We start from the raw sequence: 11,456 nt of genomic DNA, 5'->3' as shown, positions 1-11,456 counted from the left end.
TTCCCTTGGCTGCTGCGCCCAACGCATCCACCACCACCACCCCCAAGAACGGCCGCGGAGCTTCCCGCCTCTCGTTCGCCAAGATCTCCGACACGCTGACGGTCCCTGACCTTCTCGCCCTGCAGACCGAGTCCTTCGACTGGCTCGTCGGCAACGAGGCGTGGAAGGCGCGTGTCGCCGAGGCTCAGGCCGCCGGCCGCACCGACGTGCCCGAGGTCAGCGGTCTCGAGGAGATCTTCGAGGAGATCTCGCCGATCGAGGACCTGAGCGAGACGATGCAGCTCTCGTTCACGAACCCGTACCTCGAGCCTGAGAAGTACTCCATCGAGGAGTGCAAGGAGCGCGGCAAGACGTACGCCGCCCCGCTCTACGTCGAGGCCGAGTTCATGAACCACCAGACCGGTGAGATCAAGACCCAGACGGTCTTCATGGGCGACTTCCCCCTCCAGACCGACAAGGGCACGTTCATCATCAACGGCACCGAGCGCGTCGTCGTGTCGCAGCTCGTCCGTTCGCCCGGCGTCTACTTCGACCGCACGCCCGACAAGACGTCCGACAAGGACATCGTGTCGGCCCGTGTCATCCCCAGCCGCGGTGCATGGCTCGAGTTCGAGATCGACAAGCGCGACCAGGTCGGCGTGCGCATCGACCGCAAGCGCAAGCAGTCGGTGACCGTCTTCCTCAAGGCGCTCGGCCTCACGAGCGAGGACATCCTCACCGAGTTCGCCGGCTTCGAGTCGATCGAAGAGACGCTGTCGAAGGACACGATCCTCACCAAGGAGGACGCGCTCCGCGACATCTACCGCAAGCTCCGTCCGGGCGAGCAGGTCGCCGCCGAGGCCGCCCGCGCGCTCCTGGACAACTTCTACTTCAACCCGAAGCGCTACGACCTCGCGAAGGTCGGCCGGTACAAGATCAACCAGAAGCTCGGCCTCGACCGCCCGCTGTCGGACTCCGTGCTCACGGTCGACGACATCGTCGCGACCATCAAGTACCTCGTCCGCCTGCACCGCGGCGACACCGTCTTCGACGGCATCCGCAACGGCCAGGCCGCCGAGATCCGTCTCGACGTCGACGACATCGACAACTTCGGCAACCGTCGCATCCGCGCCGTCGGCGAGCTCATCCAGAACCAGGTCCGCACGGGCCTCTCGCGCATGGAGCGCGTCGTCCGCGAGCGCATGACGACGCAGGACATCGAGGCGATCACGCCGCAGACCCTGATCAACGTGCGCCCCGTCGTCGCCGCGATCAAGGAGTTCTTCGGAACGTCGCAGCTGTCGCAGTTCATGGACCAGAACAACCCGCTCGCGGGTCTGACCCACAAGCGCCGCCTCTCGGCGCTCGGCCCCGGCGGCCTCTCGCGTGAGCGCGCCGGCGTCGAGGTCCGTGACGTCCACCCGTCGCACTACGGCCGCATGTGCCCGATCGAGACGCCGGAAGGCCCGAACATCGGCCTGATCGGCTCGCTCGCGTCCTTCGCGCGCATCAACGCGTTCGGCTTCATCGAGACGCCGTACCGCCGCGTCGTCGACGGTCGCGTGACCGACCAGATCGACTACCTCACCGCCAGCGAGGAGAGCGACTACATCGTCGCCCAGGCTGGTGTGGAGCTGAAGGCCGACGGCACGTTCGCCAACGACCGCGTGCTGGCCCGTCGCGGCCAGGGCGGCGAGGTCGACCTCTTCCACGCGGAGGAGATCGGCTACATGGACGTCTCGCCCCGCCAGATGGTGTCGGTCGCGACGTCGCTCATCCCGTTCCTCGAGCACGACGACGCCAACCGCGCCCTCATGGGTGCGAACATGCAGCGCCAGGCCGTTCCGCTCCTCCGCTCCGAGTCGCCGGTCGTCGGCACCGGTATGGAGGGCTTCGCGGCCATCGACGCGGGTGACGTCGTCACCGCCGAGCGTGCGGGTGTCGTGGTCGAGGTCTCGGCAGACGTCGTGACGGTCCAGCTCGACGAGGGCGGCACGCAGGACTACTTCCTGCGCAAGTTCGACCGCTCGAACCAGGGCACGTCGTACAACCAGCGCGTCGTGGTCTCGGCCGGCGACCGCGTCGAGGCCGGCGAGGTCATCGCCGACGGCCCGGCGACGGAGAACGGCGAGCTCGCCCTCGGCAAGAACCTCCTCGTCGCGTTCATGACGTGGGAGGGCCACAACTTCGAGGACGCGATCATCCTCAGCCAGAACCTCGTGAAGGACGACACCCTCTCCTCGATCCACATCGAGGAGTACGAGGTCGACGCCCGTGACACGAAGCTCGGCAAGGAGGAGATCACGCGCGACCTGCCGAACGTGAGCCCCGACCTGCTGAAGGATCTGGACGAGCGCGGCATCATCCGCATCGGCGCCGAGGTCCGCCCCGGCGACATCCTCGTCGGCAAGGTCACGCCGAAGGGCGAGACCGAGCTGTCGGCCGAGGAGCGCCTGCTCCGCGCGATCTTCAACGAGAAGAGCCGCGAGGTCCGCGACACGTCGCTGAAGGTGCCCCACGGTGAGGCCGGCACGATCATCGCGGTCAAGGAGTTCAACGCCGAGGACGGCGACGACGAGCTCGGCTCGGGCGTCAACCGCCGCGTCGTCGTCTACATCGCCCAGAAGCGCAAGATCACCGAGGGTGACAAGCTCGCGGGCCGTCACGGCAACAAGGGCGTCATCGCGAAGATCCTCCCCGTCGAGGACATGCCCTTCCTCGCGGACGGCACGCCGGTCGACGTGATCCTCAACCCGCTCGGCATCCCCGGTCGAATGAACTTCGGCCAGGTCCTCGAGACCCACCTCGGGTGGATCGCCAAGCAGGGCTGGAAGGTCGAGGGCAATCCCGAGTGGGCGCTCCGCCTGCCCGAGGGCGCTCGCGAGGCCGCTCCCGGCACGAAGGTCGCGACCCCCGTGTTCGACGGCGCCTTCGAGGAGGAGATCGCGGGTCTGCTCGACTCGACGAACCTCACGCGCGACGGCGACCGCCTCATCGACAGCTCGGGCAAGACGCAGCTCTTCGACGGCCGCTCCGGCGAGCCGTTCCCCGCGCCGATCTCGGTCGGGTACATGTACATCCTGAAGCTCCACCACCTCGTGGACGACAAGATCCACGCACGGTCGACGGGCCCCTACTCGATGATCACGCAGCAGCCGCTGGGTGGTAAGGCGCAGTTCGGCGGCCAGCGCTTCGGTGAGATGGAGGTGTGGGCCCTCGAGGCCTACGGCGCGGCGTACGCGCTTCAGGAGCTCCTCACGATCAAGTCCGACGACATCCTCGGCCGAGTCAAGGTCTACGAGGCGATCGTCAAGGGCGAGAACATCCAGGAGCCCGGCATCCCCGAGTCGTTCAAGGTGCTCATGAAGGAGATGCAGTCGCTCTGCCTGAACGTCGAGGTGCTCTCGGCCGACGGCACCGCGGTCAACCTCCGCGACACGGATGACGACGCCTTCCGCGCGGCGGAGGAGCTCGGCATCAACATCTCCACGCGGTTCGAGTCGTCGTCGATCGACGAGATCTGACGCTCCGCGACCGACTGACTCACCACACAGAATTCCGACACAGGAGAACTAGTGCTCGACGCAACAACATTCGATGAGCTTCGCATCGGCCTTGCGACCGCCGACGACATCCGTCGCTGGTCGTACGGCGAGGTGAAGAAGCCCGAGACCATCAACTACCGCACGCTCAAGCCCGAGAAGGACGGCCTCTTCGGAGAGCAGATCTTCGGACCCTCCCGCGACTGGGAGTGCGCCTGCGGCAAGTACAAGCGCGTCCGCTTCAAGGGGATCGTCTGCGAGCGCTGCGGCGTGGAGGTCACCAAGTCCTCCGTCCGTCGCGAGCGCATGGGCCACATCGAGCTCGCCGCGCCCGTCACCCACATCTGGTACTTCAAGGGCGTCCCGTCGCGCCTCGGGTACCTGCTCGACATGGCGCCGAAGGACCTCGAGAAGGTCATCTACTTCGCCGCCTACATGGTCATCTCGGTCGACGAGGAGGCGCGTCACCGCGACCTCCCCACGCACGAGAACAACCTGCGCCTCGAGATGAAGACGGCCGCAGACCGTCGTGACTCGCGCATCGCGACCCGCCTCCAGAAGCTGGAGGAGGAGCTCGCGGCGCTCGAGGAGGAGGGTGCCAAGGCCGACCAGAAGAAGAAGGTCAAGGACGCCGCCGAGAAGGACATGGCCGCCATCCGCAAGAACGCGGATGAGACCATCGCCAAGCTCGAGCGCGTCTGGGAGGAGTTCCGCAACCTGGAGGTCGGCTCGCTGAAGGGCGAGGACGAGATCTTCCACGAGCTGCAGGACCGCTTCGGCCAGTACTTCGAGGCCTACATGGGCGCCGAGTCGATCCAGCGTCGTCTTCAGGCGTTCGACCTGCAGGCCGAGGCGGACAGCCTCCACCTGCAGATCTCGGAGGGCAAGGGCCAGCGCAAGATCCGTGCGATCAAGCGACTCAAGGTCGTCAACTCGTTCCTGCAGACCGGCATGTCGCCGGCCTCGATGGTGCTGGACGTCGTCCCGGTCATCCCGCCGGAGCTCCGCCCCATGGTGCAGCTCGACGGCGGCCGCTTCGCGACCTCCGACCTGAACGACCTCTACCGTCGCGTGATCAACCGCAACAACCGCCTCCGTCGCCTGATCGACCTCGGTGCGCCCGAGATCATCGTGAACAACGAGAAGCGGATGCTGCAGGAGGCCGTCGACGCGCTGTTCGACAACGGCCGCCGCGGTCGCCCCGTCACCGGCACGGGCAACCGTGCGCTCAAGTCGCTGTCCGACATGCTCAAGGGCAAGCAGGGCCGGTTCCGCCAGAACCTGCTCGGCAAGCGCGTGGACTACTCGGGCCGTTCGGTCATCATCGTCGGCCCGCAGCTCAAGCTCCACCAGTGCGGTCTGCCCAAGCAGATGGCGCTCGAGCTCTTCAAGCCGTTCGTCATCAAGCGCCTGATCGACCTCGGTCACTCGCAGAACATCAAGGCGGCCAAGCGCGCCGTCGAGCGCACGCGTCCGGAGGTCTGGGACGTGCTCGAGGAGATCATCCGCGAGCGCCCCGTGCTCCTCAACCGTGCGCCCACGCTGCACCGCCTCGGCATCCAGGCCTTCGAGCCTCAGCTCGTCGAGGGCAAGGCCATCCAGCTGCACCCGCTCGTCTGCGCCGCGTTCAACGCGGACTTCGACGGCGACCAGATGGCCGTGCACCTGCCGCTGTCGGTCGAGGCGCAGGCCGAGGCCCGCATCCTGATGCTCGCGTCGAACAACATCCTCAAGCCGTCGGACGGCCGTCCGGTCACCCTGCCCTCGCAGGACATGATCATCGGCCTGCACCACCTGACCACGGTCAAGGAGGGCGCCAAGGGCGAGGGTCGCGTGTTCGGCTCGGTCGGCGAGGCGATCCTGGCCAAGGACGAGGGCACCCTCGACCTGCAGGCCAAGGTGCGCATCCGCATCCCGGGTCTCACCTTCCTCGAGGGCGAAGGCCCCGACGGATACGAGCGCCACGGTCTCGTGGATGCCTCGCTCGGCCAGGCGATCTTCAACGACACGCTCCCCAAGGGCTACCCGTTCGTCCGCGAGCAGGCCGACAAGGGCAAGCTGTCGCAGATCGTGAACAAGCTCGCCGAGGAGTACCCGAAGGTGGAGGTCGCGGCATCGCTCGATCGCATCAAGGACGCCGGCTTCTACTGGGCCACCCGTTCGGGTGTCACGGTGGCGCTCAGCGACATCCTCACGCCCCCGAACAAGGGCGAGATCGTCGCGGGCTACGAGCAGCAGGCGGCGAAGGTCCAGGCGCAGTTCGAGAAGGGTCTCACGACCGACGCCGAGCGTCGTCAGGAGCTCATCAAGATCTGGACCGAGGCGACCGACGCCGTCCAGAAGGCGATGCGCGACAACTTCCCGGAGGACAACACCATCAACCGCATGGTGTCGTCGGGTGCTCGTGGTAACTGGCTGCAGATCCGGAACATCGCCGGTATGCGAGGCCTGGTGAACAACCCCAAGGGTGAGATCATCCCGCGTCCGATCATCTCCTCGTACCGCGAGGGTCTGTCGGTGGCGGAGTACTTCATCGCGACGCACGGTGCCCGCAAGGGTCTGGCCGACACGGCCCTCCGTACGGCCGACTCGGGCTACCTCACGCGTCGTCTCGTCGACGTCTCGCAGGATGTCATCATCCGCGAGGAGGACTGCGGCACGACGAAGGGCCTCGAGCTCCCCATCGCGACGCAGGGTCTGGGCGGCGTGCTCGTGAAGGACCCCAACGTCGAGAACTCGGTGTTCGCCCGCACCCTTGCGGCGGACGTCGTGGACCCGAACGGCAACGTCGTGGCCGAGGCCGGCGACGACGTGGGCGACGTGCTCATCAACAAGCTGGTCGAGGCCGGCGTCGAGAACATCAAGGTCCGTTCGGTCCTCACGTGCGACTCGGCCGTCGGTGTCTGCGCGAAGTGCTACGGCCGTTCGCTCGCGACCGGCAAGATCGTCGACATCGGCGAGGCGGTCGGCATCATCGCCGCCCAGTCGATCGGTGAGCCCGGCACGCAGCTGACGATGCGTACCTTCCACACGGGTGGCTCGGCCTCGGCCGACGACATCACGCAGGGTCTTCCCCGCGTGCAGGAGCTCTTCGAGGCTCGCACCCCGAAGGGCGCCTCGCCCATCGCCGAGTCCGAGGGCCGGATCACCATCGACGAGACCGAGCGCTCGAAGAAGGTCATCCTGACCCCCGACAACGGCGACGAGCCGCACGTCTACCCGGTCCTGAAGCGCGCGACCCTCCTCGTCGAGGACGGTCAGCACGTCACGGTCGGCCAGCCCCTGCAGGTCGGCACGCTCGACCCCAAGGAGGTCATGCGTGTCATGGGTGCCCGCGAGGTGCAGAAGTACCTCGTCAACGGCGTCCAGGGCGTGTACCGCTCGCAGGGTGTGCCGATCCACGACAAGCACATCGAGGTCATCGTTCGCCAGATGCTGCGCAAGGTCACCGTCGTCGACCACGGCGAGACCACGCTGCTCCCGGGTGAGCTGGTGGACTTCAAGCGCTACCAGAACATGAACCGCGAGGCCGTGGCAGAGGGCAAGCGCCCCGCGTCGGGCCGCCCGGAGCTGATGGGTATCACGAAGGCGTCGCTCGCGACGGAGTCGTGGCTGTCGGCCGCGTCGTTCCAGGAGACCACCCGCGTCCTCACGCAGGCGGCCATGGAGGGCAAGAGCGACCCGCTCGTCGGCCTCAAGGAGAACGTCATCATCGGAAAGCTCATCCCCGCCGGAACCGGCCTTGCGAAGTACCGCAACGTCACGGTCGAGGCGACCGAGGAGGCCAAGAGCGAGCGGTACCCCAACCGCATCTTCGCCTCGGACGGCGCCTACAGCGACGCCGACCTGAGCTACGTCGACTTCGACAGCTTCTCGACGGACGACTTCTCGGGCAACTACAACTAGTCGGCTGACGGATGCCTCGGCATCCGTCGCCCGCACACGAAGGCCCCGGCTCGCGCCGGGGCCTTCGTCGTCTCCGCGTGCCGAACCGGCGTCCCGGCGGCCGCCGCTTACCGTGGAGACGAGGGGCAGATCATGGCGCGCATCGGCGGTCGCAATCTCTGGCTCGCATGGCCTGTGGGGCTGCTGTGCGCCGGCGTCGTCGGCGCGCTCGTCTGGCTCGCGATCCCGGCCGTTCCGGGCACCGTCGGCTTCGTCGGCGACACCCTGCGGTCGGCGACCTCGAAGCCGCAGGCTGCATCCGCCGGGCCCGTCTCGACGCTCGCGCTGGACGGCGCCGCGCAGCTCGACTGCCGCGACGTCTATCCGTCGCAGCTGTGGGGCGAGCTCGCCTGGACCCCCGACTCCCTTCTCTCGCAGACGCACGCTGCGCCCGCGACCGCCGTGACGGCCCTCGTCGACGCCCTCCAGCCGACCGTGCGCGTCACATGCGCGTGGCGGTCGCCGCGGGGCGCGATCATCACGACCCTCTCGACGGTGGGGACGGATGCCTCGACCGTCACCGAGGCCGCGCTCCTGGGCCAGGGCTTCTCGTGCCGGCCGTTGGGATCGGGCGTCGCATGCCGGCGGTCATCGGCGGGGATCGTCGAGGAGCACGCCGTGCGGGACGGCCTGTGGCTCGCGAGCGTCGAGACGACGTGGCATCCCGAGCACTACGGGAGCCGGCTCGCCGCCTTCGTCTGGGGCTGACCTCGACCGGCCGGCGTCAGCCCCAGATCGAGGCGACGAGCGCGGCGGTGAACCCCGGCGGAGCGAGGTTGGAGTACTGCGTGTCGATGAGGATGTCGTCGCGCCAGAAGAGCGTCCGGCCGTCGGTCACGGGATATGTGGGATCTGGCCAGGTCTTCTCGCACCTCGTGCCGAGGTCCGGCGTGTAGCAGGTGTAGCCCTCCTCGTCGGCGAGCTGGTTGAGCATGTCGAGCGCCGGGCCGCGGTTCTTCTTCGAGATCGCCGTCGCGAGGTAGGTCGTGTCCGCGGCAGGGTCGCGCCAGATGCAGACGAGGCTGCCGTCGGACTGCTTGCCGGTGGGAACGCCGAGGACGGGGTCGTTGAGCGGAACCCCTTCGAGCTGCGACGCCACGCTCGAGGAGAGCATGCCCGCACAGTCGTCCGGGATCGCCGCCTGAGCGGTGGGGGAGCCGCTCGGCGTCGGGCTCGCCGTGCCGGACGCGGTCGCACCGGAAGCCGTCGCGGATGCCGACGCGTTCGGCTGGGGAGTCGCTCCCGGCTCGGGCGCACACCCCGAGAGCGCCGCGGAGAGACCGAGCGCCGCCGCCGCGATCGGGAGGGCCAGCCGGAGGAGGGGAGTGCGAGGCGACATGCCGATCACCATAGCCGCGCCCATGAAGGGCATTCGTGCCGAATCGCCGCGGCATGCCTCCGCGGGCATGGGGGCACTGAGCGCTAGCCTCGCTGGTGCGGGGGCGTGCCCCGTGTGAGGAAGTGCATCCGATGAGTGACTCGAAGTCGACTTACGGCGAGCCCGTCGAAGAGCCGAAGCCGGTCCACGACGTCGTCGGCAGCGCCGACGAGAGTCTCGCCGAGGCCGAGGCCGCCGGCCGGGATGCCGCCCCGCACTCCGAGCCCGTCACAGGAGACGAGGCATCCGTCGCCGACGCCCGCGCCGCCGACTCCCGCCCTGTGGACGACTCCCGCCCGTTGGACGACTCCCGCCCTGGGGAGGACGCTCGTTTCGCGGACGACGTTCGTCCCGCCGACGAGGCGCGTCCCGTCGACGACGCGCGTCCCGTCGCAGCCGAGCCGGTCGCAGGCGCCGATGCGCCTGTCTCGTCGTCGCCCGTCGCCGACTCGACGGACGATGAGATCACGGATGCCGCGGCCTACCAGGCGGCGTACAACGCGTCGTACGACGACGAGCCGTCGGAGAGCTCCGTCGCGGCACGCGCCTATGAGCCCTCAGCCGACAGCGCCGCTCCCGCGGCCGTCGTCGCGCCCAGCGAGCCGGTGGCCGACACGACTTCCGCGGACGGCGCCTACGTCGCCGGTGCGGGTGCGGCCGCCGGTGCCGGCGCTGCGACCGCGGCTCCGCAGCCGATCTTCGTGCAGGCGCCCGAACCGCCCCGCCAGCGCGGCAACCGAGCCGCGGCCGGGGCCATCGGCCTGCTGGCTGCCCTGAGCTTCGCCGTCATCTTCCTCGCCGCGTGGCTGGGCATCGGCCTCGTCCGAGGGGATGTCGAGGCCGCCGGCATCGTCGACGCCCTCACCGCGACCCTCACATCGTGGGTGTTCTGGACGCCGGTCGTGCTGTTCTTCATCGGCTTCTGGCTGCTCGGTGCGATCATCAATCGCGGGCGCTGGGCGCACTGGGTCGTCTTCGGCCTGTTCGTCGGCCTGTTCAGCTGGTTCGGCGTCATCCTGGGCGAGCTCTTCCAGGCCCCCTTCTGGAGCCTCACCTCGAGCGAGGGCCTCGAGCTGCTGCAGCGCAACCTGTTCGCTCCGCTCGCGGTCATCGCGTTCATCATCGGTCGCGAGCTGACCATCTGGTTCGGCGCGTGGGTCGCTGCGCGCGGCAAGCGCGTCACCGAGCTCAACACCGAGGCGCAGCGCGAGTACGAGCGCACGCTCGAGGCCGGTCCTCAGCTGTACCGCCAGTAGTCCGAAGCGTCAACGGGCCTCCCGCCCGCCGCGCGGCGGACGTATCGTCGATCGATGACGGCTGATCGACCGCCCGAGCACGGGCATGTCCGTCCGCTCGTCGCGCTGGGACTCGTGACGGCGGCATTCGGCGCGCTCGTCATCTGCGCGCTCGGCGTGACGAGCCTCCTCCTCGACGAAGACGTCATCGCGGTGCCCGGGCTCGGTCAGATCCCCGGGGTGCTTGGCACCGTCTCCGCGATCGGCGCATTCGCGCTGGCGGTCTGGCTCACGATCCGCCGGGCGCATCCGTCGTACTGGGGTGCGGCGATCGCGGCGGTCGCCGCAGTCATGGCGTATCCCCTCGGCGTCTGGTTCGGCGCACTCCTCGGCGGGGCCGATCTCGCCGCTGCGGCGGGGGCGGCCGGCGGTGTGCTGACCTCGTGGGTCGGCGTCGTCATCGCCGCCTCGGCCTTCGCCTGCGCGTGGGCCGGAGTCGCCCTCGTACGCACGAACGCCCGGCGGCCGAGGTGGCCGTGGGAGGATCCGGACGACGAATAGCGCGTCACACCAGGGTGTTCCGGCGCTCGGCGGGATACGGTGGAGGCCGTGGAGCGGTCGCTCGAGACCCAGGTCAGCCAGGCGGTGGACGCCTGGCTGAAGTGGCTGCCCCGGTGGGAGCCCGCGACGCATCGCGGACGCGTCGCACCGTGCCGGCGCTGCTTCGGGTCCCCCGTGCTCTCCGCGGCCGGGCTCGGCTCGGATGTGCCGCACGGCGTGCAGCACGGCCTCTCGACCCGCATCAAGACGATCGTCGACCACGCCGTCGCGGAGTACACGGCGCGGAACCTCCCCATGCTGCAGGCCGAGCTCGATCAGCAGGCTGCGCGCAACCGCGCCCGCAGCTACCGTCCGGCCGAGGGCCTCGAGCCGGAGTACGAGGGGCTGCCGCTCGACCCCGACCCCATCCCCGGTGCGCCGTTCCTCTTCACGATCTCGGGCCTCGCCGAGGAGGCGGAGGCGGGCATCCCCGACCTCCCGCCGCTGAGCGACGATGCGAAGGCGGCGCTCCGTCAGGAGGTCGGTCTCGCCGACGACTACGCGAACATGGTCGGCCGGGAGGTCTGCACGATCCTGCTGCATCACCGCCTGCGGATCCAGGCGGCGATCACGCAGTACGTCGAGCCGCAGATCGAGGCCATGCTGCACGAGCTCACGAAGTCGCTCGACGTCCCGTTCGACCCCAACGAGCCCCCCGCCGCTCTGAGTCCCGGCTCTGCACAGGCGCGGCCGGCGGCCCAGGGTCGGCTCAGGACCGTTTGTTAGCATTGCCCAGTTTGAGAGCGCACTTTGCGCCCCCGCTCGGGAGCGGGTGAG

At 68.8% G+C, this 11,456-nt stretch carries 7 protein-coding genes; 6 read left to right on the top strand and 1 reads right to left on the bottom strand.

Annotated elements, in window-relative coordinates; genetic code table 11:
- Positions 1-5: 5 nt before the first annotated feature.
- From rpoB to G5T42_RS03165, 3 genes are all read left to right on the top strand, one after another.
- Positions 6-3,503, top strand: a complete 3,498-nt coding sequence (gene rpoB, locus G5T42_RS03175; protein WP_165125325.1) for a DNA-directed RNA polymerase subunit beta — start codon at positions 6-8, stop codon at positions 3,501-3,503.
- 51 nt (positions 3,504-3,554) lie between these two features.
- The gene (rpoC, locus tag G5T42_RS03170) at positions 3,555-7,427 is read left to right on the top strand and encodes a DNA-directed RNA polymerase subunit beta' (protein ID WP_165125322.1); all 3,873 of its coding nucleotides are present in this window, start codon (positions 3,555-3,557) and stop codon (positions 7,425-7,427) included.
- A 132-nt stretch (positions 7,428-7,559) separates the two neighbouring features.
- The gene (locus G5T42_RS03165; RefSeq protein ID WP_165125319.1) at positions 7,560-8,174 is read left to right on the top strand and encodes a hypothetical protein; all 615 of its coding nucleotides are present in this window, start codon (positions 7,560-7,562) and stop codon (positions 8,172-8,174) included.
- Positions 8,175-8,190: 16 nt separating this feature from the next.
- Here G5T42_RS03165 and G5T42_RS03160 read toward each other — a convergent pair whose 3' ends face one another.
- Complete coding sequence (locus G5T42_RS03160; RefSeq protein WP_165125316.1) at positions 8,191-8,805, bottom strand: hypothetical protein; 615 nt, start codon at positions 8,803-8,805, stop codon at positions 8,191-8,193.
- Between the two features lie 131 nt (positions 8,806-8,936).
- On the opposite strand from G5T42_RS03160, the gene G5T42_RS03155 reads away from it, so the two are divergent.
- The 3 genes from G5T42_RS03155 to G5T42_RS03145 are packed head-to-tail and all read left to right on the top strand — an operon-like array spanning position 8,937 to position 11,405.
- Entirely contained in the window at positions 8,937-10,100 is a 1,164-nt protein-coding gene (locus G5T42_RS03155; protein WP_165125313.1) for an ABC transporter, read from the top strand.
- 54 nt (positions 10,101-10,154) lie between these two features.
- Positions 10,155-10,640, top strand: coding sequence for a hypothetical protein (locus G5T42_RS03150; RefSeq protein WP_165125310.1), 486 nt, complete (start codon positions 10,155-10,157; stop codon positions 10,638-10,640).
- Positions 10,641-10,688: 48 nt separating this feature from the next.
- A complete protein-coding gene (locus G5T42_RS03145) occupies positions 10,689-11,405 on the top strand; it encodes a spermidine/putrescine ABC transporter substrate-binding protein (RefSeq protein WP_165125307.1) in 717 nt (238 codons plus the stop codon).
- Positions 11,406-11,456 lie beyond the last annotated feature (51 nt).

Origin of the sequence: Microbacterium sp. 4R-513 (assembly GCF_011046485.1) — a bacterium.
Classification (GTDB): Bacteria; Actinomycetota; Actinomycetes; order Actinomycetales; family Microbacteriaceae; genus Microbacterium.
This window is presented reverse-complemented; position numbering and strand designations above follow the sequence as displayed.